The 24,575-nt window shown below is 72.7% G+C and carries 26 protein-coding genes; 17 read left to right on the top strand and 9 right to left on the bottom strand.

Going from position 1 to position 24,575, the window contains the following annotated elements:
- Positions 1-15 precede the first annotated feature (15 nt).
- From ribD to HZF07_RS04645, 8 genes are read left to right on the top strand one after another with little or no spacing between them, the layout of a single operon-like run.
- Positions 16-1,059, top strand: coding sequence for a bifunctional diaminohydroxyphosphoribosylaminopyrimidine deaminase/5-amino-6-(5-phosphoribosylamino)uracil reductase RibD (gene ribD, locus HZF07_RS04680; protein WP_232523012.1), 1,044 nt, complete (start codon positions 16-18; stop codon positions 1,057-1,059).
- A 1-nt stretch (position 1,060) separates the two neighbouring features.
- The gene (locus HZF07_RS04675; RefSeq protein ID WP_157340012.1) at positions 1,061-1,675 is read left to right on the top strand and encodes a riboflavin synthase; all 615 of its coding nucleotides are present in this window, start codon (positions 1,061-1,063) and stop codon (positions 1,673-1,675) included.
- Positions 1,672-2,370, top strand: coding sequence for a nicotinamide mononucleotide transporter family protein (locus tag HZF07_RS04670; RefSeq protein ID WP_157340011.1), 699 nt, complete (start codon positions 1,672-1,674; stop codon positions 2,368-2,370). The genes HZF07_RS04675 and HZF07_RS04670 overlap by 4 nt, the downstream gene beginning before the upstream one ends.
- The gene (locus HZF07_RS04665) at positions 2,367-3,623 is read left to right on the top strand and encodes a bifunctional 3,4-dihydroxy-2-butanone-4-phosphate synthase/GTP cyclohydrolase II (RefSeq protein ID WP_157340010.1); all 1,257 of its coding nucleotides are present in this window, start codon (positions 2,367-2,369) and stop codon (positions 3,621-3,623) included. Before HZF07_RS04670 ends, HZF07_RS04665 begins: the two co-directional genes overlap by 4 nt.
- 1 nt (position 3,624) lies before the next feature.
- Positions 3,625-4,107 (top strand): 6,7-dimethyl-8-ribityllumazine synthase, encoded by a 483-nt coding sequence (gene ribH / locus HZF07_RS04660; protein ID WP_157340009.1) that lies wholly within the window; start codon positions 3,625-3,627, stop codon positions 4,105-4,107.
- Between the two features lie 11 nt (positions 4,108-4,118).
- On the top strand, positions 4,119-4,382 hold the full coding sequence (locus tag HZF07_RS04655) for a phosphoribosyl-ATP diphosphatase (protein WP_181644801.1): 264 nt from the start codon (positions 4,119-4,121) through the stop codon (positions 4,380-4,382).
- Between the two features lie 9 nt (positions 4,383-4,391).
- Positions 4,392-5,240, top strand: a complete 849-nt coding sequence (gene hisG / locus HZF07_RS04650; RefSeq protein ID WP_157340007.1) for an ATP phosphoribosyltransferase — start codon at positions 4,392-4,394, stop codon at positions 5,238-5,240.
- A complete protein-coding gene (locus HZF07_RS04645) occupies positions 5,224-5,688 on the top strand; it encodes a PH domain-containing protein (protein ID WP_157340006.1) in 465 nt (154 codons plus the stop codon). The genes hisG and HZF07_RS04645 overlap by 17 nt, the downstream gene beginning before the upstream one ends.
- Positions 5,689-5,765: 77 nt before the next feature.
- Here the strand turns inward: HZF07_RS04645 and HZF07_RS04640 are convergent, their stop codons facing one another.
- The 7 genes from HZF07_RS04640 to HZF07_RS04610 are packed head-to-tail and all read right to left on the bottom strand — an operon-like array spanning position 5,766 to position 11,759.
- On the bottom strand, positions 5,766-6,317 hold the full coding sequence (locus HZF07_RS04640; RefSeq protein WP_309504488.1) for a nucleoside/nucleotide kinase family protein: 552 nt from the start codon (positions 6,315-6,317) through the stop codon (positions 5,766-5,768).
- Positions 6,301-7,530 (bottom strand): amino acid deaminase/aldolase, encoded by a 1,230-nt coding sequence (locus HZF07_RS04635; protein WP_157340005.1) that lies wholly within the window; start codon positions 7,528-7,530, stop codon positions 6,301-6,303. The genes HZF07_RS04640 and HZF07_RS04635 overlap by 17 nt, the downstream gene beginning before the upstream one ends.
- Entirely contained in the window at positions 7,530-7,955 is a 426-nt protein-coding gene (locus tag HZF07_RS04630; RefSeq protein ID WP_157340004.1) for a cellulose synthase, read from the bottom strand. The genes HZF07_RS04635 and HZF07_RS04630 overlap by 1 nt, the downstream gene beginning before the upstream one ends.
- A gap of 36 nt (positions 7,956-7,991) precedes the next feature.
- The gene (locus HZF07_RS04625; protein WP_157340003.1) at positions 7,992-9,152 is read right to left on the bottom strand and encodes an LLM class flavin-dependent oxidoreductase; all 1,161 of its coding nucleotides are present in this window, start codon (positions 9,150-9,152) and stop codon (positions 7,992-7,994) included.
- Complete coding sequence (locus HZF07_RS04620; RefSeq protein WP_157340002.1) at positions 9,152-10,180, bottom strand: ABC transporter substrate-binding protein; 1,029 nt, start codon at positions 10,178-10,180, stop codon at positions 9,152-9,154. The genes HZF07_RS04625 and HZF07_RS04620 overlap by 1 nt, the downstream gene beginning before the upstream one ends.
- Positions 10,177-10,956, bottom strand: a complete 780-nt coding sequence (locus HZF07_RS04615) for an ABC transporter ATP-binding protein (protein WP_157340001.1) — start codon at positions 10,954-10,956, stop codon at positions 10,177-10,179. The genes HZF07_RS04620 and HZF07_RS04615 overlap by 4 nt, the downstream gene beginning before the upstream one ends.
- The gene (locus tag HZF07_RS04610) at positions 10,944-11,759 is read right to left on the bottom strand and encodes an ABC transporter permease (protein WP_157340000.1); all 816 of its coding nucleotides are present in this window, start codon (positions 11,757-11,759) and stop codon (positions 10,944-10,946) included. The genes HZF07_RS04615 and HZF07_RS04610 overlap by 13 nt, the downstream gene beginning before the upstream one ends.
- Positions 11,760-11,881: 122 nt before the next feature.
- On the opposite strand from HZF07_RS04610, the gene HZF07_RS04605 reads away from it, so the two are divergent.
- The 9 genes from HZF07_RS04605 (at position 11,882) to HZF07_RS04565 (ending at position 22,649) form a co-directional block, all read left to right on the top strand.
- The gene (locus HZF07_RS04605; RefSeq protein ID WP_181644800.1) at positions 11,882-12,424 is read left to right on the top strand and encodes an SseB family protein; all 543 of its coding nucleotides are present in this window, start codon (positions 11,882-11,884) and stop codon (positions 12,422-12,424) included.
- 296 nt (positions 12,425-12,720) lie between these two features.
- Positions 12,721-13,425: a translation initiation factor IF-3 gene (gene infC / locus HZF07_RS04600; RefSeq protein WP_181645496.1), complete on the top strand. Its 705-nt coding sequence runs from the start codon at positions 12,721-12,723 to the stop codon at positions 13,423-13,425.
- An 88-nt stretch (positions 13,426-13,513) separates the two neighbouring features.
- Entirely contained in the window at positions 13,514-13,708 is a 195-nt protein-coding gene (gene rpmI, locus HZF07_RS04595) for a 50S ribosomal protein L35 (protein ID WP_157339999.1), read from the top strand.
- Between the two features lie 44 nt (positions 13,709-13,752).
- A complete protein-coding gene (gene rplT, locus HZF07_RS04590; protein WP_181644799.1) occupies positions 13,753-14,139 on the top strand; it encodes a 50S ribosomal protein L20 in 387 nt (128 codons plus the stop codon).
- Positions 14,140-14,144: 5 nt separating this feature from the next.
- A complete protein-coding gene (locus HZF07_RS04585; RefSeq protein WP_309504482.1) occupies positions 14,145-14,945 on the top strand; it encodes a TrmH family RNA methyltransferase in 801 nt (266 codons plus the stop codon).
- Positions 14,946-14,996: 51 nt separating this feature from the next.
- Entirely contained in the window at positions 14,997-16,031 is a 1,035-nt protein-coding gene (locus HZF07_RS04580) for a sensor histidine kinase (RefSeq protein ID WP_157339998.1), read from the top strand.
- 60 nt (positions 16,032-16,091) lie between these two features.
- On the top strand, positions 16,092-17,198 hold the full coding sequence (gene pheS, locus HZF07_RS04575) for a phenylalanine--tRNA ligase subunit alpha (RefSeq protein WP_181644798.1): 1,107 nt from the start codon (positions 16,092-16,094) through the stop codon (positions 17,196-17,198).
- Positions 17,195-19,675, top strand: coding sequence for a phenylalanine--tRNA ligase subunit beta (gene pheT / locus HZF07_RS04570; RefSeq protein WP_181644797.1), 2,481 nt, complete (start codon positions 17,195-17,197; stop codon positions 19,673-19,675). The genes pheS and pheT overlap by 4 nt, the downstream gene beginning before the upstream one ends.
- Complete coding sequence (locus HZF07_RS04565; RefSeq protein WP_157339997.1) at positions 19,659-22,649, top strand: ATP-binding protein; 2,991 nt, start codon at positions 19,659-19,661, stop codon at positions 22,647-22,649. Before pheT ends, HZF07_RS04565 begins: the two co-directional genes overlap by 17 nt.
- 73 nt (positions 22,650-22,722) lie before the next feature.
- On the opposite strand, the gene HZF07_RS04560 is transcribed toward HZF07_RS04565, so the two are convergent.
- The gene (locus HZF07_RS04560; protein WP_157339996.1) at positions 22,723-23,559 is read right to left on the bottom strand and encodes an ABC transporter permease; all 837 of its coding nucleotides are present in this window, start codon (positions 23,557-23,559) and stop codon (positions 22,723-22,725) included.
- Positions 23,556-24,545 (bottom strand): ATP-binding cassette domain-containing protein, encoded by a 990-nt coding sequence (locus tag HZF07_RS04555; RefSeq protein WP_157339995.1) that lies wholly within the window; start codon positions 24,543-24,545, stop codon positions 23,556-23,558. Before HZF07_RS04555 ends, HZF07_RS04560 begins: the two co-directional genes overlap by 4 nt.
- Positions 24,546-24,575: the final 30 nt, after the last annotated feature.

Raw genomic sequence — 24,575 nt, 5'->3', positions numbered from 1 at the left:
ACACGAGGGGCAGTGATGGGCCACACCGCAGCCGAGCAGGCCGCCATGCGGCGCGCGCTCTCGCTCGCGGCGACCCCCGGCGTGCCGCTGGGGCCGAACCCGCGGGTCGGCTGCGTGCTCCTCGACGACGCCGGCGCGACGATCGCCGAGGGCCACCACCGCGGCGCCGGCACCGCCCATGCCGAGGCCGACGCCCTCGCCACCGCCGGCGACCGCGCTCGGGGTGCCACCGCCGTCGTCACGCTCGAGCCCTGCAACCACCACGGCCGCACGGGGCCCTGTGCCGAGGCGCTGGTCGCGGCCGGCGTACGCCGTGTCGTGTTCGCCCAGCCCGACCCCAACCCCGAGGCCGCGGGCGGCGCCGACACGCTCCGCGCGGCCGGCGTCGAGGTCGAGGGCGGTCTCCTAGAGGACGAGGCCCGGGAGCTCAACACCGTCTGGACGTTCGCGATCGACCACGGCCGGCCGTTCGTGACCTGGAAGTTCGCCACGACGCTCGACGGCCGGAGCGCCGCGGCCGACGGCACCAGCCGCTGGGTCAGCTCCCCGGCGGCCCGACGCGACACCCACCGGCTCCGCGCCCTGTGCGACGTGATGCTGGTCGGCACCAACACGGTCGCGGTCGACGACCCGCTGCTCACCGTGCGCGACGAGCACGACCAGCCGCTCGCACGGCAGCCGCTGCGGGCGGTGATGGGGGAGCGCGACCTCGACCCCGGCCGGCGGATCTTCAACGGCGACGCCGAGACCGTCCACCTGCGCACCCGCGAGCCCGACACCGCGTTGAAGCAGCTCTACGCCCGCGGCCGCCAGCACGTCTTCCTCGAGGGCGGACCGACGCTCGCCGCAGCGTTCCTCCGGGCGGGACTGGTCGACGAGATCGTCGTCTACGTCGCGCCGATGCTGCTCGGCGCCGGCCGCAGCGCGGTCGCCGACCTCGGAATCTCCACCATCGCCGACGCGTTCCGTCCCCGCGTCACAGACATCGCCGTGCTCGACGGCGACGAGCCCAACGTGCGCCTCACCCTGGCACCAGCCCGCACCGACCAAGGAGCCTGACATGTTCACCGGAATCGTCGAGGAGCTCGGCACCGTCGCCGCGGTCGAGGACCAGGGCGACGCGATCCGCCTCGGCATCAGCGCCACGACCGTGCTCGAGGGCACCGGCCTCGGTGACTCGATCGCGGTCAACGGCTGCTGTCTGACCGTCACCAGCATCGACGGCGACACCTGGACCGCCGACGTCATGCAGGAGACGCTCGACAAGACCAGCCTCCACGGCGTACGCCCCGGCGACCGGGTGAACCTCGAGCGCGCCGTCACCGCTGACAAGCGGCTCGGCGGCCACATCGTGCAGGGCCACGTCGACGGCGTGGGCGAGGTCGTCAGCCGCACGCCCAGCGAGCACTGGGAGGTCGTCGAGGTCGCGATGCCGGCCGCGCTGAGCCGCTACCTCGTCGACAAGGGCTCGATCACCGTCGACGGCGTCAGCCTGACCGTCGTCGAGGCCGGGGACGAGCGGTTCACGGTCAGCCTGATCCCCGAGACGCTCGCCCGCACCACGCTCGGCACCCGGCAGCCCGGCGACCGGGTCAACCTCGAGGTCGACGTGATCGCCAAGTACGTCGAGCGCCTGCTGCCCTTCCAGAACCCCACGAGCCAGGACCACGCATGAGCGCCCTCTCCTCCCTCTACGACGCCCACCTGACGATCGCGGGCCACCCGATCACCTGGCGGGAGATCCTCGGCAACGCGTTCGGCTTCGCCTCGGCCGTCGGCGGCCTGCGCCGCCGGGTGTGGGCCTGGCCGGTCGGGATCGTCGGCAACGTCCTGCTGTTCACGGTCTTCATCGCCGCGACGTTCGACGCGCAGGCGCAGCAGCCGCTGTTCGGACAGGCCGCCCGCCAGGTCTTCTTCATCGCGACCAGCGTCTACGGCTGGGCGCGCTGGCGCGAGCAGCAGCGGCTCCACGGCGCCGACGCCCCCGCGATCGACCCGCGCTGGGCGACGGTGCGCGAGCGCACGGCGTACGTCGTCGCCTCGGTCGCCGGCGTGCTGGTGCTGCAGTGGGTGTTCTCGGTCGTCGGCGCGGGCTGGCCGGCACCGCGGTGGTACTTCTGGTGCGACGCGTGGATCTTCGTCGGCTCGATGCTCGCGACCTATGCGATGGCGCGCGGCTGGAACGACTTCTGGCTCGTCTGGATCGCCGTGGACCTCGTCGGGGTGCCGCTGCTCTGGCACTCCGGCTACTACCCGTCCGCGATCCTCTACGTCTTCTACGGCGGCCTGTGCCTCGCCGGGTTCGTCACCTGGTGGCGCGCCACTGCGGACTCGCCCGGCCCCACCGAACGGGAGAAGGTCCCCGCATGAGCAGCGACGCCCAGCACGACGGCATCCGGCTCGACCCCATCGAGCGCGCGATCGCCGACATCGCGGCCGGCAAGGCGGTCGTCGTCGTCGACGACGAGACCCGGGAGAACGAGGGCGACATCATCTTCGCGGCCAGCAAGGCCACCCCGGAGCTGATGGCGTTCACGATCCGGCACAGCAGCGGCGTGATCTGCGTGCCGATGCCGGCCGACATGCTCGACCGGCTCGAGATCCCGCTGATGACCCCGCACAACAAGGACAAGCTGCGCACGGCGTACACGATCTCGGTCGACGCCCGCGACGGCGTGACCACCGGGATCAGCGCGGCCGACCGCGCGCACACGGCCCGGGTGCTCGCCGACTCGGCGACCGAGCCGTGGGAGATCACCCGGCCGGGCCACGTCTTCCCGCTGCGCTACCGGGAGGGCGGCGTCCTGGTCCGGCGCGGCCACACCGAGGCGGCGGTCGACCTCGCCACGCTCGCGGGGCTGACGCCGGCCGGTGTGCTGGTCGAGGTGGTCAACGACGACGGCACGATGAAGCGGGCCCCCGAGCTGCGCGAGTTCGCCGACGAGCACGGGCTCGCGATGATCTCGATCGAGGACCTGGTGCGCTACCGGCGGCGGCACGAGAACCTCGTCGAGCGGGTCGCCGAGACCCGGCTGCCGACGAGGTTCGGCCACTTCACGGCGTACGGCTACCGGATCACCGTCGACGGCTCCGAGCACATCGCGCTCGTCCACGGCGACGTCTCCGGCGACGAGCCGGTGCTGACCCGGGTGCACTCGGAGTGCCTGACCGGTGACGTCTTCGGCAGCCACCGCTGCGACTGCGGTCCCCAGCTCGACGAGGCGCTCGAGCGGATCGTCGAGGAGGGCCGCGGCGTCGTGGTCTACCTGCGCGGCCACGAGGGCCGGGGCATCGGTCTGGTCGCCAAGCTGCAGGCCTACCAGCTCCAGGACGGCGGCCGGGACACCGTCGACGCCAACCTCGACCTCGGCCTGCCCGCCGACGCCCGCCACTACGGCACGGCGACCCAGGTGCTCCGCGACCTCGGCATCGGCAGCGTCCGGCTGCTCACCAACAACCCCGACAAGGTCGCCAACCTCGAGGACTTCGGGGTGCCGGTGGCCGAGCGGGTCCCGTTGACGCCGCACCCCAACGACCACAACCTCGCCTACCTGCTGACGAAGCGGGACCGGATGGGCCACCATCTCCCCGACCTCGACCAGCCGACCCAGGACGGAGCCTGACATGGCCGGACACGGAGCCCCGGACGCGGAGACCTTCGACGCGAGCGGCCTGCGGGTCGCCGTCGTCGCCGCGAGCTGGCACACCCAGGTGATGGACGGCCTGCTCGCCGGCACCGAGCGGGCGCTGCGCGACTTCAACGCCACCGCGACGACTGTCCGGGTGCCCGGCACGTTCGAGCTCCCGGTCGTCGCCGCCGCCCTCGCTCAGCAGGGGTACGACGCCGTCGTGGCGCTCGGGGTCGTCGTCCGCGGCGGCACCCCCCACTTCGAGTACGTCTGCAGCGCCGCCACCGACGGCCTGACCCGGGTCGCGCTCGACCACACGGTCGCCGTCGGCTTCGGCGTCCTCACCTGCGACAACGACGAGCAGGCGCTCGACCGGGCGGGGCTCGAGGGCTCCAAGGAGGACAAGGGCTACGAGGCGACCTCGGCCGCGCTGCTCACCGCCCGGACCCTGGCGGGGCTGAGGGACGGCACGCCGTAGGGTTGACGACCGTGAAGACGTTCGACGAGCTCTGGGCCGAGCTGAGCGAGAAGGCTCGGACCCGACCCGAGGGATCCGGCACCGTGCGACAGCTCGACGCCGGCGTCCATGCGACCGGGAAGAAGCTGGTCGAGGAGGCCGCCGAGTCCTGGATGGCCGCGGAGCACGAGGGCAAGGATCGTGCGGCCGAGGAGATCAGCCAGCTGCTCTACCACGCCCAGGTCCTGATGCTGGCCGCCGGCATCGAGCTCGACGACGTCTACGCACACCTCTGAGGACGACTCATGGCACTTCTCCGCATCGCGGTCCCCAACAAGGGGTCGCTGTCCCTCTCGGCCTCCGAGATCCTGCGCGAGTCCGGCTACCGGCAGCGCGATGACGCCAAGCAGCTCACGCTGACCGACACCGAGAACGGCGTCGAGTTCTTCTACCTGCGCCCGCGCGACATCGCGCTGTACGTCGGCGAGGGCACCCTCGACGCCGGCATCACCGGCCGTGACCTGCTCTCCGACTCCGGCGCCAAGGCCGAGGAGGTCATGGGCCTCGGGTTCGGCCGCAGCCGGTTCCGGTTCGCCGGCCCGAAGGGCGTCTACACCGACCTGCTCCAGCTCGCGGGCACCCGCATCGCCACGTCGTACGACGGGGTCGTGCGGGCGTTCCTCGAGGAGCGCGGCATCGAGGCGACCGTCGTACGCCTGGACGGGGCCGTCGAGACCAGCATCCAGCTCGGCGTCGCCGACGTGATCGCCGACGTCGTCGAGACCGGCAGCACGCTGCGCCAGGCGGGGCTCGAGGTCTTCGGCGACACGATCCTGGAGTCCGAGGCGGTGCTCGTCACCCGCGGCGGCTCGGTGCCCGACGGCTTCGAGATCTTCCGCCGCCGGATCGAGGGCGTCCTGGTGGCCCGCAGCTACGTGATGATGGACTACGACATCAAGAGCGAGCACGTCGCGGCCGCCGTCGCGCTGACCCCGGGCATCGAGAGCCCGACGGTCTCGCCGCTCCATCGCGAGGGCTGGGTCGCGGTACGGGCGATGGTCCCGCGCGCCGGAGCGCAGCGGCTGATGGACGAGCTGTTCGAGATCGGTGCCCGCGGCATCCTCCTCACCGACATCCATGCCTGCCGCCTCTGAGCGCGGGCCGGTGCCGGCGCTGCCGCACACCTGGCGCCCCTTCGGCGTCCGGATGGCCGGCACGGTCCTCGGCGCCGGCCTGCTGATCGTGTGCGCGCTGGCCTGGGTCGGCTTCGACGAGGAGACCCAGGCGCGCTTCACGACCTTCCAGCGGATCACGGTCATCGCCCTCGGCCTGCTGGCGTTCGCGGTGTGGTTCGCGCTCGTCCGGTCGCGGGTCGTGGCCGAGCCCGACCGGCTGGTCGTCGTCAACGGCTACCGCCGCCGCGAGTACGCCTGGGCGCAGGTGGTCGCCGTGCACCTCCCGCCCGGCGCCCCGTGGGTGACCATCGACCTCGCCGACGGCAGCACGGTCGCCGCCATGGGCATCCAGGGCTCCGACGGCAACCGCGCCAAGCAGGCGGTCCGCGAGCTCCGCGCCACCGTCGAGCACCAGTCCGCGCCGTGAGGCAAGGCTTCTGCCGTTGAGTCGAGACTTCTGACGGTCGAATCGATCGATTCGACCGTCAGAAGTCTCGATTCGACCTAGGTGCGGACGACGAGGTCCGCCCGCTCCCGGCTGCGGTGCTCGGCGAAGTGCTGCTGCTCGGCGAGCGCCCACTGCTCCCAGTGGGGCCGGAAGGTCTCGCCGTCGCGCTCGAGCCCGCGGGTCATCCGTACGTCGAGGTCGGCCTCGACCCAGACCAGCACGGTCACCAGGTCGGCGATCGGCAGGCACCCCGACCCGACGCCCTCGACGACGACCAGGGATGCCGGCTCGACGACCACCTCGCCGCCCGGCGCGGCCGCGACCCAGTCGTAGCCGAGGCAGGCGCCCGCACGACCCGTGGCCAGCGGCCGCAGGAGCGCGTCGAGGCGGCCGGCCACGTCGGGCAGGCCGTCCCAGCCGTGCACGAGCTCGTCGACGTGCACGACCCGGGCATCGGGGACGAGCCCGGCGACGGCCGACGCGAGCGTCGTCTTGCCCGAGCCGGACGGGCCGTCGATGCTCAGCAGCCGCCCCGCGCCCAGGGTCGCGGGCCGGGCGAGCAGGAGGTCGAGGACGGCCGCGGCGGTCCCGTCAGAAGGCCTGGCCACACCCGCGGTAGCTCGGCACGGAGTCGACGAACTCGCTGCCGGACAGCAGGTGCACGGTCGGGGCGTGCTCGAAGGGCTCGCCGGACTTCGCCGGGCGGAACCACACCAGGTCGCCCACCTCGAGCAGGTCGGCGGACGGACCGGTGAGTGGAGTCTGCACCTCACCGGCGCCCTCGAGCGCGGTCAGCTCGAGCCCGGCGGGCGCCCAGGGGGTCGGGGAGCGGTCGGCGCCGGTGGGGCCGGAGGCGATGATCCCGCCGCCGTGCACGGTGACGACGCCCGGCGCGGGCCGGCGTACGACGGGGAGGCCGACGTACGACGCGGGCCGCGGCTCGAAGGAGGCGTAATGGTCGAAGAGCGTCGGCACCAGCAGGCCCGATCCGGCGGCGATCTCGGTGACCGCCGCGTCGGCGGCGGTCTCGGCGACCGAGCCGGAGCCGCCGCCGTTCCAGAACTCCAGCGACGCGACCTGCCGCAGCGCGGCATCGATCTCGCGGCGGCGTACGGCGAGCTGCGACATCGACAGCGCCTTGAGCCGGCGTACGACGACCGACTTGGCGCGCGCGGTCGGCACGGTGTCCTGGAGCCCGGCGACCTGGCCCTCGTAGGTCATCACGCCGACCAGGCGCAGGCCCTCGCGACGCGCGATCTCGCGCGCGAGAGCGACGATCGCGGCGGTGTCCTGGAGCGGGGAGCGCTTCGGCCCGATGTGCTGCCCGGCGAGGTGCAGCCCGGCGTCGACGTCGAGCGCCAGCCGCACCTGCGGCGAGGAGGGGATCCGGACGCTCTCGACGACGTCGAGGTGCGCGGCCGAGTCCACCATCAGCGTGATCGCCGCCGCGGCGCCCTCATCGGCGACGAGCTCGGCGAGCGCGCCGCGGTCGACGGTCGGGTAGGCGACCACGAGGTCGTCGGAGATGCCCTCGCGGTAGAGCCACAGCGCCTCGCGCAGCGTGAACGCCAGCACGCCCTGGAAGCCGGGGTGCGCGAGCGCCCGCTCGATCAGTGCCGGGATCCGCAGCGACTTCGAGGCCACCCGGATCGGCAGTCCACCGGCCCGGCGGACCAGGTCGGCAGCGTTCGCGTCGAACGCGTCGAGGTCGACGACGAAGACCGGCGTCGGCAGCGGCGCGTCGGACTTGGCGACGGCGTCGTTGAGCCGCGTCCACAGCTGGTTGCGGGCCACCACTCCCGCTCCGGACCGCGACGCCATCAGCTGATCCCTCGCTTGCGCAGCAGCGCCTCGATCTCCGCCATGTCGTCATCCTGGGCTATCGCCGGGCGTTTTGCGTCAGAACGCGTCCGATTCTGAATCTCGGGCGTCCCGGAGGCGCGGTCGACGGCCCGGGGCCGCATCCTGCCGGCGACGACGAACAGCACCACCGAGAGGCCGGCCAGGGTGATCCCGAGCCAGGTCACCGGGTTGAACGCCAGGGACGTCGCCCAGTCACCGACCTCGGTGGCGACGGCGGTCACCATCTGGAGCGTGTCGGTGAAGTACGCCGCCAGGGGCAGCAGCGTGACCGCGAGCGCCCGGAGCCCCGAGCGGGCGCCCCGGCGCCGGAACGAGATCCACGTCCAGATCCCGCCGAGCACGGTGAGGCTCAGGGCGAGGGCCAACCAGGCTGCGTCCTCCACGGTGCCAGGATCCCACACGCCCGGTGGGGCGGCGGCTCAGGCGAGCGCCGCCACCCGGGCGTCGGTCGGTGCGCTGTCGAGCAGGCCACGCCGCCGGAGCACCGGCGTGACGCCCTCCGCGAACCGGTACGCCTCCTCGACGTGCGGGTAGCCGGAGAGGATGACCTCGTCGATCCCGATGCGGTGGTAGTCCGCGAGCCGGTCGGCCACCTCCTCGTGGCTGCCCACCAGCGCCGTGCCCGCGCCGCCGCGGACTAGGCCCACGCCAGCCCACAGGTTCGGCGCCACCTCCAGCTCGCGGGCCGAGGCGTACGCCGTGCGCGACCGCAGCCCGAGCATCCGCCGCTGGCCGGTCGACTCGCTCTGCCGCATCGCCTCCTGCGCCTTGGCCACGTCGGCCGGGTCCAGCCCGTCGAGCAGCCACTGCGCGTGCTGCCACGCCTCCTCGGCGGTGTCGCGGGAGAGGGTGTGGATGCGCAGTCCGAACCGCAGCGCCCGGCCCTCCTGCGCCGCGAGCTCGCGCATCCAGGACAGCTTCTCCGCGACCTGCTCGAGCGGCTCGCCCCAGGTGAGGTAGACGTCGGCGTGCTTCGCGGCGACCGGGCCTGCCGGACCCGACGAGCCGCCGAAGTAGATCGGCGGCACCGGGTCGATGCCACCGCTGACCAGCGCGCCCTCGGCGTCGTAGAAGCGGCCGTGGAAGTCGAACGGCGCCTCGCTCCACGTGCCGCGCACGACCGCGAGGAACTCCTCGGTCCGGGCGTACCGCTCGTCCTTGGGTGCCCGGTCGCCGAAGCGCGCCTGTTCGCGCGGCTCGCCGCCGGTGACCACGTTGAGCATCAGCCGCCCGCCGGAGTGGCGCTGGTAGGCCGCCGCCATCTGTGCGGCGAGCACCGGGTTGATGACCCCCGGCCGGAAGGCGACGAGGAACTTCAGCCGGGTCGTCTCCCGGATCAGCGCGGCGGTCGTCAGCCAGGCGTCCTCGCAGAACGTCCCGGTCGGGGTGAGCACGCCCTCGAAGCCGGCCTGCTCGGCGGTCCGGGCGACCTGGGCCAGGTAGTCGATCGTCGGCGCCCGGAAGTCGCTCTCGTCGCCTGCCCCGAGGCCGGTGAGCCCGCCGGGCACACCCTGTCCCGCGCCGACCAGCGACCGGCTGTCACCCGAGGTGGGCAGGAACCAGTGCAGCTTGAGCCCCATCACTTCTCCCCGGTCGTGTACTCGTTGTAGGCGTCGGAGAAGTACGGCGCCACGTCGTACTTCTCGGGCAGCAGTCCGTTGTCGACGAAGGTGTCGGCCATCTCCTGCTCGGAGTCGATGACCGACTGGTCGATCGGCACCAGCTCGATCCGGCGCTTCTGCACGGCCGCGAGCGTCACCTCCTCGGGCAGGCCGGTCTCCTCGGCCCAGGTCTTCGCCCACTCCTCCTGGTGGGTCTGCGACCACACCTGTGCCTGCGCGATCCGGCCGACGTAGTCCTGCAGGGCGGCGGTGGTCGCGGGGTCCTCGAGCGCCTCGTTGGACGCCGCCTGGAACACCAGGCCGTTGACCACGTCGGTCCCGTCGGCGATCACCTTCGCTCCGGCCTGGATCTCCGCCTGGGACGTGAACGGCTCCCAGATCGCCCACGCGTCGAGGTGGCCGGCGTCGAACGCCGTCAGCGCGTCGCCGGGCTGGAGGTCCTTCACCGTGATGTCGGAGAACGTCAGGCCGGCCTTCTCGAGCTGCGCCAGCAGGTGGTAGTTGGCCGAGCTGCCCTCGGCGACTCCGACGGTCTTGCCCTTCAGGTCGGCGACGCTCTTGATCGACGACCCGGGCGGCACGACGATCGCGTCGCCGGTCCCGCCGTACGTCGCCGCCTGGATCGCCTGGAACTCGGCCTGCCCGGCCGCCGCGAAGAGCGGCGGCGTGTTGCCGACGCCGCCGACGTGGATCGCGCCGGAGTTGAGGGCCTCGAGCAGCGGGGGACCGGAGGTGAACTCCTTCCACTGCACGTCGTACTCCACGTCGTCGAGCAGCCCGGCGGCCGCCAGCAGCGCCTTGGAGCCGCCCTTCTGGTCACCGACGATCAGCGTCACCTTCGAGAGGTCGACGTTGCCGTCGTCGTCGACGGCGCCCTCGTTGCCGGTCGCCGAGCCGCCGCAGCCCGCGAGGGCCAGGACGGTGGCGAGGGCGGCGCCGAGGGCGGCCAGCTTCGTACGGCGGGTGGGGCTGTGCTTGCGGATCATGCTGCTCCCTGGTCTCGGACGGGCTCACGGTTGGGGTTGGGCGGGGTCGGCCGGACGCCGAGCGCGTCGAGCAGCTCGGCCCGGATCCGGGCGATCTCCGGCTTGGAGAGGTCGCGGTCGTCGCGGCGCGGCTCGATGGACCACTCGCGGGCGATCCGGCCGCTGTCCATGACCAGCACCCGGTCGGCGAGCGCGATGGCCTCGTCGACGTCGTGGGTCACGATCAGCACGGCCATCGCGTGCCGGCGCCACAGCTCGATGACGAGCTGGTGCATGTCGATGCGGGTCAGCGCGTCCAGGGCGCTGAACGGCTCGTCGAGCAGCAGCAGGTCGGGGCTGCTGACCAGGGCGCGGGCCAGCGAGACCCGCTGCGCCTGGCCTCCGGAGAGCTGGAGCGGCCAGACGTCGAGCTTCTCCTCGAGGCCGACCTCGACCAGGGTCCGCCGGGCGAGCTCCTCGCGCTGCCGGCGCTCCGGGCTGTTGAGCAGCGCGAGCTCGACGTTCTCGTGCACGCGGCGCCAGGGCAGCAGGCGCGGCTCCTGGAACGCGACCGACGTGCGGCCGGCGACCTCGACCTCCTCGGTCGGGGTCGGGTCGAGGCCCGAGAGGCTGCGCAGCAGCGTGGACTTGCCACACCCGCTGCGTCCGAGCAGTGCCACGAACTCGCCGGGGGCGATGTCCAGGTCGATCGACCGGAGCACGTGGGTCTCGCCGAAGGAGCGGTGGTGTCCCCGGACCCGGGCGACCGGGGCGCCGGTGGTGGTCAGGCTCGCCATGCGAGGGCCTTCCTCTCGAGGTGGCGGACGATGGCGTCGGTGCCGAGCCCGAGCAGGCTGTAGATGGCGAGGCCGACGACGATGACATCGGTGCGGAAGAACTCGCGGGCGTCGTTGATCATGTAGCCGAGCCCGGAGTCGGCGGCGATCGTCTCCGCGACGATCAGCGACAGCCAGGCGATGCCGAGGCTCTGGCGCAGCCCGACGAGCGTCTGGGGGAGTGCGCCGGGGAAGATCACGTGGCGCACCTGCTGCCGCCAGGTCAGGTGCATCGAGCGGGCGGCCTCGAGCATCTTGCGGTCGATGCCCCGGATGCCGCCGAGGGTGTTGAGGTAGAGCGGGAAGCACACGCCCATGGCGATCAGCGTCACCTTCGGCATCTCGCCGAGCCCGAACCAGGTGATGAAGAGCGAGATCAGGCCGAAGTGCGGCAGCGTGCGGAGCATCTGCATCGGCGGATCGATGGCGTCCTCGCCGATCTGGCTCAGGCCGGCGACGATCGCGAAGGACAGTCCGACCACGCCGCCGATCAGGGCGCCGAGGGCGACCCGCTGCAGCGAGATGAGAGTCTCGGTGCCCAGGGTGCCGTCCTGCACCAGGTCGATGCCGGTGGCGACGACCTCGGTCGGGGCGGCCAGCGTGCGGGCGCCGATGACGCCGGCGACGCACAGCAGCTGCCACAGCAGGATCAGGGCGATCGGTGAGACCCACCGGCGCAGGAAGGCGAAGCGGGACCTCGCCGACCGCGACCGAGGTCGCTGACGTGGGGGAGCAGGGGTGCCTGCCAGGGCGGTGGTGGACATGTCGTCCATGTCTAGACCAGCGAAACGAGTAAATCAACTAAGACACTCGACTTTGACCCGTGGGTCGGCTCACACCGCCGGCCGATTCGCTCCTCGCCCGCGTCGGCGGGGAGAATGGCGAGGTGCTCGAGCCCGACCCGACCCACTCCCGCGTGATCCCGGACCCCGGCTTCGCGGGCGACGACGGGGCGGCCCAACCGGACCTCGCCAGGGCGCTCGCCGCCTGGGACCGCGACCCGGCGGCGTACGCCGACGCGCTCGGGGCCCTGCGCGAGGCGCGGGTCCTGGTTCCGGTCGTGGCGGTCCTCGGCGAGGTCGAGATCGACGAGGCGGGGCTGACCCACGACAAGTCGAGCGACATGGCCACGGTCCTGGTGCAGGGCGCCGACGGACGCCTCGCGCTGCTGGCGTTCAGCGGGACCGAGGCGCTCGCCGCCTGGAGCCCCGACGCCCGTCCGGTGCCCGTGACCACCGCCGTCGCGGCCCGGTCGGCCCTCCTGGACGGCGCCGCGGCACTGGTCCTCGACCTGGCCGGCCCGGTGCGCTTCGTCGTCGAGGGGGAGGACCTCCGCGGCCTGGCCGAGGGCTGGGAGATCGCGCGGGTGGGCGGGGACGTCGCCTGGATTCGGCCCGGCGGGGAATCTTCGGCTAGCATTCGTGGTTGACCGATCAGTTCCGACCCGACCGTCCGCGGCCGAGCCGGAGCCGATCCGACAAGCGGAGGTCAGCACGATCGCCTCCCACCCGCACCGACCGCAGCTGTCGCAGCTAGTCAGCACAGGTCGTCGGGTCCGGTCCCGAGGCACCCGCCCGCGGCGTACGTCGTAGGCGATGAGGGTGTCGCGGCGGTGCTCCCACGTGACGTGGGAGGCCTTCCGACTGGCTTCCGCTTGCACCAAGCGGAAGCCTTCGTTGATTTCGGACCCTCCCAGGGCCCCGGAGCCGACACCGGCTTCCGGTCATCTGGCCAACAGGAGGACACATCAGCACCGAGCTGCGTATCAACGATCGGATCCGGGTTCCCGAGGTCCGTCTCGTTGGACCCAACGGGGAGACGGTCGGCATCGTGCCGACCGACCAGGCACTCAAGCTCGCCCAGGAGGCCGACCTCGACCTCGTCGAGATCGCGCCGCAGGGCAAGCCGCCCGTCTGCAAGCTCATGGACTACGGGAAGTTCAAGTACGAGAACGCCCAGAAGGCCCGTGAGGCCCGTCGCAACCAGACGAACGTGATCATCAAGGAGATGAAGCTTCGTCCCAAGATCGACCAGCACGACTACGAGACCAAGAAGGGTCACGTCGTGCGGTTCCTGCGCGCCGGGGACAAGGTCAAGATCACGATCATGTTCCGTGGTCGTGAGCAGCACCGCCCCGAGCTGGGCTTCCGGCTGCTCCAGAAGCTGGCGGAGGACGTCAGCGAGCTGGGCTTCGTCGAGTCGTCCCCGAAGCAGGACGGCCGCAACATGGTCATGGTGCTCGGCCCGCACAAGAAGAAGGCCGACGCCAAGGTCGACATGAAGGCCGAGAAGGAGAGCCGCGCCGCTGAGCGCGCCGCCCTCGAGGCCGAGGAGCGCGCCGAGCGCGACGCCGCCCACGCGGCCGGGCCGGTCGCGCAGAAGAAGGAGCGCGGCCGCTCCGAGAACCTCGATCCCGAGATCGAGGCCTGAGACTCCGCAGACCTACGAGTTCGCCGGTCGAGCCAGCCCGAGAGCCTGGCCGGCGCGGTCTGCAGCAACGAGAGAGAGACACACAGAGATGCCGAAGAACAAGAGCCACTCCGGCGCCGGCAAGCGCTTCCGCGTGACCGGGTCCGGGAAGATCCTTCGCGAGAAGGCCGGCAAGCGCCACAACCTGGAGAAGAAGCCCTCCAAGGTCACCCGTCGGATGACCGGCACGGTCGAGGTCGCCAAGGCCGACGTCCCCCGCGCGAAGAAGATGCTCGGTCTCTGACCGGCTCCCGCACCCAGACTTAACAAGCAACAAGGAGTAAGACAGTGGCACGCGTCAAGCGGGCAGTGAACGCCCAGAAGAAGCGCCGGACGACCCTCGAGCGCGCCAGCGGTTACCGCGGCCAGCGCTCGCGCCTCTACCGCAAGGCGAAGGAGCAGGTCACCCACTCGCTGGTCTACAGCTACAACGACCGCCGCAAGAACAAGGGCAACTTCCGCAAGCTGTGGATCCAGCGCATCAACGCCGCGGCGCGTGCGCAGGGCATGACCTACAACCGCTTCATCCAGGGCCTCAACCTGGCGGGCGTCGAGGTCGACCGCAAGATCCTCGCCGAGCTCGCCGTCAACGACGTGGCCGCGTTCAACGCGCTCGTCGAGACCGCGCGGGCCGCCCTGCCCGAGGACGTCAACGCGCCCAAGGTCTCTGCCTGATTCAGGTGGGCCACGACCACCACCTTCCGCCCCTGACCCGCGGCAACGCCCGGGTCAAGGAGGCGCGGAAGCTCAGCCGCCGCTCGGAGCGATCCGAGCGGCGGCTGTTCCTTGCCGACGGCCCGAAGGCCGTCGAGGGCGCCCTCGGCGCCGGCTGCGTCGTCGAGGTGTTCGCCACCACCGCCGCCACCGAGCAGTACGCCGCGCTCGCGGCGGACGCCCCGGCGTGGACGCTGGTCGACGACGCCGCGCTGGCCTCGCTCAGCGACTCGGTGAGCCCGGCCGGTGTGGTCGCGCTCTGCCGGTTCCTGGACGGGGCGGTCCCGGCCCGGGCGCGTCTCACCGCGATCTGCGCCGACGTCCGCGACCCGGGCAACGCCGGCACCGTGATCCGTTGTGCCGACGCGGCCGGCGCGGACGCCGTCGTGCTGGCCGGGCACTCGGTCGACGCCTACAACCCCAAGACCGTGCGGGCCAGCGTCGGCAGCCTCTTCCACCTGCCGATCGTGCCGGAGCCCGACGCGGCGAGCGCCGTCCGCGCGGCGCAGGCCGCGGGCCTGCAGGTGCTGGCCGCCGACGGCGCCGGCGAGGTCGACCTCGACGAGGCCGACGAGCTGCTCGCCCGACCCACGGCGTGGCTCTTCGGCAACGAGGCGTGGGGACTGCCGGACGAGCTGGCCGCGCTCGCCGACCACCGGGTCCGGATCCCGATCCACGGCCGCGCGGAGAGCCTCAACCTCTCCACTGCCGCCGCACTCTGCCTCTACGCGTCGGCTCGGGCGCAGCGGCGGGCCTCGCCCACCTGAGCACGCCTCGCGAGCAGCCCGGGGCGCGAGTGCGCCCACTACTGTGCTGGCATGGGAGACGACCTGCTCGACGCACTCGCCGACGGTGCGGTGCTCGCAGGCGCCGACGGTCGCGTGACCGCCGTCAACGCGACGGCGCGCCGCATGCTCGGCGTGAGCGACGGCATCGGCAAGCTCCTGGAGGACGTGCTCACGCTGCGCGACCACGAGGGCCGGGACTGGTGCTCCCACAACCGGCCCTACGCCGGCCTCCCCACCCGCACGGCGGTCCCGGAGCAGCCCTGGCTCCTCCCGGACGGCACCGAGGTCCTCGTCGTCGCCCGCCTGCACCGGGCCGCCCTGTCCGAGCCGGTGTCCACGGTCGCGGTGAGCCTGCGCTCCGGCCGGGGCCGCGCACGGCTCGACCGCGAGCGCTCCGACCTCGTGGCGACGGTCGCCCACGAGCTGCGGTCACCGCTCACGGGCGTCAAGGGCTTCGTGCAGGCGCTCCTCAACCGGTGGGACCAGCTGAACGACGATCAGAAGAAGCTGATGCTCACCACCGTCGCGGCGGACTCCGACCGGCTCACCCGGCTGATCGCCGAGCTGCTCGACATCGCCCGCATCGACACCGGACGGCTCCAGCTCTACCCGCGGCCGGTCGACGCAGCCGTGCTCGTCCGACGGGTCGTCGACTCGGTCGGCGCCGGCACCAGCCGCGCCCTCGAGCTGACCGTCGCGGACGCGGTGCCCGAGGTGCTCGTCGACCCCGACAAGCTCACCCAGGTCGTGACCAACCTCGTGGAGAACGCCGTACGGCACGGCGAGGGCACGGTGCGGGTCCGGCTCGAGCCGGCCGACCCCGCGGCCGAGGGGCCCGGCGTACGGCTGACCGTGGAGGACGAGGGCGAGGGGATCTCCCCGGAGATGCGCCGGCGGGTGTTCACGAAGTTCTGGACCGGCGGGCGCGGCGGCGGCTCCGGGCTCGGGCTCTACCTCGTGCACGGACTCGTGCGCGCCCACGGCGGGACGGTCGCGATCGAGGACGCCGAGGGCGGCGGGGCGCGGATCGTCGTGCTGCTGCCGGCGGGCGAGTTCGCGGACTGAGCGGTCCGGCAGGCGTTACCCGTTCGCGGACGCCCGGAGCCCGTCAATAGACTCGTCCCCGTGTCTGGACCGAACAGCGACTACGACCCTGTGGAGGTCACTCCGTTGAAGCCCGAGGAGGTCGAGGCCGCGCGCGACGCCGCGCTCGCCGCCATCGCGGCCGCCGCCGACCTCGCCGAGCTCAAGCAGGTCCGGATCGACCACACGGGGGACCGGTCGCCGCTGGCGCTCGCCAACCGCGAGATCGGCGCGCTCCCGCCGCAGGCGCGCAAGGAGGCCGGTCAGCGCATCGGTCGGGCGCGCGGCGCGGTCAACCAGGCGCTCGCGGCCCGCCAGGAGGTGCTGGAGGCCGAGCACGAGGAGCGGATGCTGGTCGAGGAGACCGTCGACGTCACCCTGCCGACCGACCGGCTCCCGGCCGGCGCCCGCCACCCGCTCACCACCGGCTCCGAGCTGATCGCCGACATCTTCGTCGCCATGGGCTGGGAGGTCGCGGAGGGCCCGGTCATCGAGGCGGAGTGGCTCAACTTCGACGCTCTCAACCTCGGCGCCGACCACCCGGCCCGCACCATGCAGGACACGTTCTGGACCGACCCGGCCGACGACCACCTGGTGCTGCGCACCCACACCTCGCCGGTCCAGGCCCGCACGATGCTCAGCACCGAGCCCCCGATCTACGTCGTCTGCCCCGGTCGGGTGTTCCGCACCGACGAGTACGACGCGACGCACAGCCCGGTCTTCCACCAGGTCGAGGGTCTCGCCATCGACGAGGGCATCACGATGGCCCACCTCAAGGGCACGCTCGACCACTTCGCCGCGCAGATGTTCGGGGAGGGCATCAGCACCCGCTTCCGCCCCTCGTACTTCCCCTTCACCGAGCCGAGCGCCGAGGTCGACCTGGTCTGCTTCGTGTGCCGCGGCGCGACCGTGGTCGACGGCGTCACCTGCCGCACCTGCCGGGGCGAGGGCTGGATCGAGTGGGGCGGCTGCGGCGTGGTCAACCCGCGGGTGCTGACCGCCTGCGGCGTCGACGCCGAGCGCTACACCGGGTTCGCCTTCGGCATGGGCATCGACCGCACATTGATGTTCCGCCACGGCATCGAGGACCTGCGGGAGCTCTTCGAGGGCGACATCCGCTTCACCACGGCATTCGGGAGTGAACTGTGAAGGCCCCTGTCTCCTGGATCCGCGAGTACGTCGACCTCCCGGCCGAGGTCACCACCGAGGACCTCACCACCCGGTTGACCTCGCTCGGCCTCAAGCTCGAGGCGATCGAGAGCGCCGGCGCCGACATCACCGGCCCGCTCGTCGTCGGCCGGGTGCTGACGGTGGAGCCCGAGCCGCAGAAGAACGGCAAGACCATCAACTGGTGCACCGTCGACGTCGGCGCCGCCAACGGCACCGGCGAGCCGCAGGGCATCGTCTGCGGCGCCCACAACTTCGCGCCCGGCGACCTGGTCGTGGTGATCCTGCCCGGCGGCGTGCTGCCCGGGAACTTCGAGATCTCCGCGCGCAAGACCTACGGCCACCTCTCGGCCGGCATGATCTGCTCGGCCCGCGAGCTCGGCCTCGGCGAGGACCACGACGGCATCATCGTGCTGCCCGCCGACGCCGGTGAGCCCGGCGACGACGCCTTCGACGTGCTCGGCCTCCGCGAGGAGGTCGTCGAGTTCGAGATCAACCCCGACCGCGCCTACGCGCTGTCGCTGCGCGGGATCGCCCGCGAGGCTGCGCTGGCCTACGGCGTGCGGTTCACCGACCCGACCGAGCGCGACGTCCCCGCGTCGAACGACGCCGGCTACCCGGTCGTCATCGACGACCCCGACGGCTGCCCGGTGTTCGTGGCCCGCAGGGTGAGCGGCTTCGACCCCGCCGCGGCCACCCCGGACTGGATGGCGAAGCGTCTGCAGCAGGCCGGCATGCGGCCGATCTCGCTGGCGGTCGACGTCACCAACTACGTGATGCTCGAGACCGGGCGCCCGATCCACGGCTACGACGCCGCCAAGCTCCAGGGCCCGATCCGGGTCCGGCGCGCCCACGAGGGCGAGCGCCTGACGACGCTCGACGGCACCGAGCGGGTGCTCTCCGCCGAGGACCTCGTCGTCACCGACGACTCCGGCATCATCGGACTCGGCGGCGTGATGGGCGGCGAGACCACCGAGATGTCCGCGACCACCACCGACATCCTGGTCGAGGCCGCCCACTGGGACGCCCGGTCGATGTTCCGCACCGGCAAGCGCCACAGGATCAGCTCGGAGGCCGGCAAGCGCAACGAGCGCGGCGTCGACCCCGTCATCACCCCGGCTGCCGCCGACCGCGTGGTCGAGTTGCTGACGACGTACGGCGGGGGCACGGTCGACCCCGGCGTCACGGTCGTCGGCACGCCGCCGGACCAGCCGCGGATCACGATGTCCTACGACCTGCCCGCGCGGGTCACCGGCATCGACATCGACGCGGCCACGACGGTGACGAACCTCGAGGCGGTGGGCTGCGCGCTCACCAAGGAGGACACCACGCTGACCGCGACGCCACCGCCGTGGCGTCCCGACCTCAACGACCCGTTCGACCTGGTCGAGGAGGTGGCGCGGATCGTCGGCTACGACCAGGTGCCGTCGGTGCTGCCGCGCGACGCGGCGGGCCGCGGCCTGACCCGGGAGCAGCGGCTGCGTCGCCGCGTCGGGCGCACCCTCGCGGGGGCCGGCTGCGTCGAGGTGATCAGCTTCCCGTTCGTCGGCGACGCCGCGTTCGACACGCTCGGCCTGCCGGCCGACGACGTACGCCGCCGCACCGTGCGCTTGGCCAACCCGCTCTCGAGCGAGGAGCCGTCCTACACGACGACCCTGCTGCCCGGACTGCTCAAGGCGGCCGCCCGCAACGTCGGTCGCGGCGCGACCGGGGTCGCGCTCTTCGAGACCGGCACGGTCGCGTTCCCCTCCGAGAGCGGCCCGGCGCCGATCTACGGCGTCGAGTGGCGACCGAGCGAGGACGAGCTCGCGAAGCTCTTCGAGGCCCTGCCGGCGCAACCCCTGCACCTCGCCGTCGTGCTCGCCGGCGAGCGGGAGCGCAGCGGCTGGTGGGGCGCCGGCCGAGAGGCCGACTGGTCCGACGCCATCGCGGTCGTGCGGCGGCTGGCGGCCGAGCTGGGCGTCGAGGTGGCGGTCGCGTCGGCGACGTACCAGCCCTGGCACCCCGGCCGGTGTGCGGTGTTCACGGTCGCGGGCGAGGAGCTCGGCCACGCCGGCGAGCTCCACCCGAAGGTGGCCCAGGCGTTCGGCCTGCCGGCGCGCAGCGCCGCGGTCGAGATCGACCTCGACCTCCTCCTGCGGCACGCGCGCGACGTGCCCCCCGGGCCGCAGTTCTCGACCTACCCGCTGGCCAAGGAGGACGTCGCGCTCGTCGTGGCCGACGACGTCACCGCGGCCGAGGTCGAGGCCGCGCTCCGCGAGGGCGCCGGGGACCTGCTCGAGTCGGTCCGGCTCTTCGACGTCTACACCGGTGACCAGGTCGGCGAGGGTCGCAAGTCGCTGGCGTTCGCGCTCCGGTTCCGGGCACCCGACCGCACCCTGACGGAGGAGGAGACGGCGGCCGCGCGCGACGCGGCCGTGGCGCTCGCCGCAGAGCGGACCGGTGCCGTCCAGCGCTGACGGACCGTCCGGCTCCCGGCTCACGGTCCTCGACGACGTCACCTGGGAGGGCGAGCCCGTCCCCGGGGAGCGGACGCATGCGCTGCTCCGCAGCCTGGTCGACGCCGGCCCACGCGGACTGTCGGAGACCGCGCTGGTCGAGGACATCTGGGGCGACGACGTCCCGGCGAACCCGACGAAGGCCCTCCAGGTCGTGGTCTCCCGGGCGCGCTCGGCGACCCGGCCCGAGGTCATCGAGCGCACGCCGCGCGGCTACCGCCTCTCGCTCACGGCCGACGACGTCGACGCGTGGGCCCTGCGCCCGGAGGGGCTGCGGCTGGCGGCCGCGGGGGAGTACGCCGCCGCGCTGCCGCTCCTCGAGCGCGCCGACGCCGACGACGAGGTCGTCGCCGCCCTCCTGCGAGCGGTCGCCGGGGTGCACGGCGTACCCGCGGCGCTGGAGCGGTACGAGGCCTACCGCAGCGACCTCGCCGACCGGCTGGGCATCGACCCCAGCCCGGTCATCCAGGCCCTGCACACCGAGCTGCTGGCCCGTGACCGCCCGGTCCGGGAGGGCCTGCTCTACGAGGCCTCACGGCTGATCGGCCGCGACGGCGACGTCGCCGCCCTCGCGGAGACGATCCGCACCGCTCGGGTGACCTCGATCGTCGGCGCGGGCGGCCTGGGCAAGACCCGGCTCGCGCACCTCATGGGTCGGCTCGCCGAGCAGCCGGTCGTGCACTTCGTCGAGCTGGCCGGCGTCACCTCCCCGGAGGGGGTGGCGGTCGAGGTCGGCGACGTCCTCGGCGTCCGGGAGTCGGTCGCCGGCCGCCTGACCACGGTCGCGGCCCGCCGTACCGACCTCGTCGGCCGCATCGTCGACCAGGTCGGGACCGCTCCGGCGCTGCTGATCCTCGACAACTGCGAGCACCTCGTGGCGGCCGTCGCCGACCTCGTGCAGGTCCTCGTCACCCGCACCCCGGCGCTGCGCGTGCTCACCACCAGCCGGGCGCCGCTGGGCCTGGCCGCGGAGCGGGTCTACCAGCTCCCGCAGCTGAGCCTCGACGACGCGGTCGAGCTGTTCACCGACCGCGCGTCCGCAGCGCGGCCGGGCGCCCGTCTGGACGTCGGCGAGGTGCGCGAGGTCGTCGAGCGGCTCGACGGCCTGCCCCTTGCGGTGGAGCTCGCCGCGGCCAAGGTCCGGGTGATGTCTGTGGCCGAGATCGGCCGGCGCCTGGAGAACAGGTTCGCGCTGCTCACCGGCGGCTCCCGGGACGTGCCGGAGCGCCACCAGACGCTGCTCGCCGTGATCGACTGGAGCTGGAACCTCCTCGGCGAGGACGAGCGCACCGCGCTCCGCCGGCTCGCGGTGTTCCGCGACGGCTTCTCGCTCGGCGGTGCCGACGCCGTGATCGACGGGGACGCGATCGTGCCCCTCTCGCACCTGGTGGAGCAGTCGCTCGTCACCGTCGTGGAGGGCGCCGGCGGGCTGCGCTACCGACTGCTGGAGACGGTGCGTGAGTTCGGGCAGATGCAGCTGATCGACGCCGGCGACGACGCCGAGACCGCTCGTCGGCTGCGGGACTGGGGTGTTGCGTTCTGCCTGCGGGCGTCCGGCACGCTGTTCGGGCCCGGTCAGATCGCCACGATGTCGGAGATCCGCACCGAGGAGGGCAACCTCGTCGACCTGCTGCGGCGGTGCCTGCGCGACCGGCAGGCGGACGCCGTCGTCGTGCTGGTCGCCTGCCTCTCGGACTTCTGGACGATCGAGGGCAGCCACCTCAAGGTCGTCAACCTCGCGGCCGAGGTCGAGGACGTCATCATCGACGCGCACATCCCCGCGGAGCTCGAGGGCGCCTTCCGCACCACGCTGGTCGCGATCGCCTTCAACACGCTGATCTTCTCCGACTCGGTCTCGGGGCCGGCCTTCGAGCGGCTCGAGCAGCTCGGCCCCGGCGGCCGGGCGAGCCGCAGCGACATCGCGGCCACGGTCCTGCTCGCTGCTCGCCAGACCATCGGCGACGAGCGGCTCGACGCGCTCGAGGCGCTCTGCGCGGACCCCGACCCCCGGGTCGCGCAGCTCGCGATGCAGTGGTCGAGCCAGTTCCACGAGAACCAGGGCGACGTCCGTCTGGCGCAGGAGCGCGGCACGGACGCCCTCGCCCTGGCTCTCGCCCACGACGCCGACGGGCCGTGGAGCGCGGCGCTCATCCGAGCGCAGCTCGCCGGCCTGACCATGCAGGTCGGCGACATGGAGGAGGCGATGGGGTTCGCGCGCGACGCGATCCCCGTGCTGCAGGCGCTGGGCGCCAGCGAGGACGTCGCGCAGCTCAAGGCCGTGCTCGCGGTCGGCGCCATGGACCAGGGACGGGTCGCCGAGGCCGAGCGGCTCTTCGACGAGATCGAGGCCGAGGACCTCGGCTCCAGCATCTTCGGCGGGGCGATCATCCTGCTGTGCGGTCGGGCCGAGCTCGCCCTCGCCGCGGGCCGGGTCGACGAGGGCCTGCGCCGGTACCGCGACGCCGTGACCGACCTGGCCGAGCGCGGCTTCCCCGGGCTCGAGATGGTGCTCGGCTTCGAGCCGTGGACGCTGTACGCCGAGGCCGCCGCGATCACCGCCCACGCCCAGCGCGGCCGCCGCGAGGAGGTCGCCGGGATGCGCCGCGACCTGCTCGACAAGGCGCCGAAGATCCTGGGGGGCGCGATCGGCTTCCTCGACTACCCGGTCTTCGGCTCGATCCTCTTCGCGCTCGCGGAGTGGGAGCTGGCCGGCGAGCTCGACACCGAGCGGGCGACCACCGCCGTACGGCTGCTCGTCTACGCGGACCGGTTCGGCTACAACCGCCAGCTGCCCAGCCTGGCCTGGGCGCCGGCCCTGGCCCTGGCCCAGGCGGCGCTGCCGGGGGAGGAGGCGCGGTTCCGCGCCACCCTCGAGGGCCGGAGCGCGCCCGAGCTCCGCCCGGAGGTCGGTGCCCTCCTGGCGGAGCTCGAGTAACCCCGTCACCGTCGAGTTGGGCCCCGGTCACCGTCGAGTTGGGCCCCGGTCACCGTTGAGTTGGCCCGCCGTCTCAGATCTTGCGCGAGTACGACCGCACGGCCAACGGCGCGAAGACCGCGACGACCACGCTGCAGCCGAGCACCGCCCAGCCCACGTGGGCGCTGAAGTTGCCGTCGTTGATCAGGTCGCGGCACGCCGTCACGACCTGCGAAACCGGGTTGACCGCGACGAACTTCTGCAGCCACTCCGGCATCGTCTCCGGGTCCGTGAACACGTTGGAGAGGAAGGTCAGCGGGAACATGATCATCATGCCGATGCCCTGCACGGCCTGCGCGGAGCGGGCGACGGTGCCGAGCCAGGCGAAGATCCAGGACAGCGACCAGCCGGCGAAGATCGTCAGGGCCCAGCCGGCGGTGACGCCGATGACGCCGCCGTCGGGCCGGTAGCCCAGGAGGAAGCCGGTCAGCAGCGTGAGCGTCGCGGCGATGCCGTAGCGCAGCACGTCCGCCAGCATCGGGCCCGCGAGCGGTGCGATCCGCGCGATCGGGAGCGACTTGAAGCGGTCGAAGACGCCCTTGTCCATGTCCTCGCGCATCTGCGTGCCGGTCGCCATGCAGGCGGTCAGCGCGGTCTGGGCGAGGACGCCCGGGATCAGCCACGGCAGGTAGTCCTGCACGGAGCCGGCGAGGCCGCCCCCGAAGATGAAGGCGAACATCGCGGTGAAGAGCAGCGGCTGGATCGTGACGTCGAAGAACTGCTCGGGGTTGCGGCGCATCTTCTTCATCGCGCGCCAGGCCATCGCGATGCTCTGGTCGACGGTGTCGCGCAGGGACGGGCGGGCGACCAGGGTGCGGTCGAGCACCTCGGCCGTCTCGCGGTCGGGGAGCAGGGTGCTCTGGGTGGTCATCGGGCCACCTCCATCTCGGCGTCGGTCTCGTCCTCGGCGCTGTGGCCCGTGATGGCCATGAACACCTCGTCGAGAGTGGGCTTCTGGACGGTCGCGGACGCGATGGACAGGCCGGACTGACGCAGCGCGATCAGCACGTCCGCGGCCCGGTTGGCATCGGGGAGCGCAGCGTTCATGCCGCCCGCCTCCGGGGTCAGGACCGGCTCCTCGTCGAGCACCCGGCGTACGACGGCGGCGGCGTCGGCGGTCTCCGCCGGGTCAGACATCCGCAGCTGGAGGGTGGAGCTGCCGACCGAGGTCTTGAGCTCGTCCGGCGTGCCCTCGCCCACCTTGATGCCCCGGTCGATGACCGCGATGCGGCCGGCGAGCTGGTCGGCCTCGTCCAGGTACTGCGTGGTCAGCAGCACGGTGCTGCCGCCACGGACCAGGTCACGGATGGTGTCCCACATCTGCCCGCGGGTGCGCGGGTCGAGGCCGGTGGTCGGCTCGTCGAGGAAGATCAGCGGGGGCTGGGAGATCAGGCTGGCTGCGAGGTCGAGGCGTCGGCGCATGCCGCCCGAGAAGGCGCTGATCTGCTTGTCGCGGGCCTCGGCGAGTCCGAAGCGCTCGAGCAGGTCGGCGGCCATGGCCTTCGCCCGCGACGAGGACAGGCCCTGCAGCCGGCCGAAGAGCCAGAGGTTCTCGTGGCCGGTGAGGTTCTCGTCCACGGAGGCGTACTGCCCGGTCACGCCGACGAGCTGCCGGATCATGTGCGGGTTGCGGCGGACGTCGACCCCGAAGATGCTGGCCTCGCCGCCGTCCATCGGCAGCAGGGTCGCGAGCATCTTCAGGGTGGTGGTCTTGCCCGCGCCGTTCGGCCCGAGCACGCCGAAGACCTCGCCGCGACGCACCTCGAGGTCGATCCCGTCGACCGCGCGGAAGTCACCGAACGTCTTGACGAGCCCGGCGGCCGCGACGGCCAGGTCGGTGTCAGGTACTCGTGTCATGGCACCACCGTGCCGTCGCGCGGTTTCACC

It is taken from the genome of Nocardioides agri (assembly GCF_013778305.1).
Taxonomy (GTDB): Bacteria; Actinomycetota; Actinomycetes; order Propionibacteriales; family Nocardioidaceae; genus Nocardioides; species Nocardioides agri.
The sequence above is the reverse complement of the archived record's forward strand: the minus strand, read 5'-3'. Positions and strand labels throughout refer to the sequence as shown.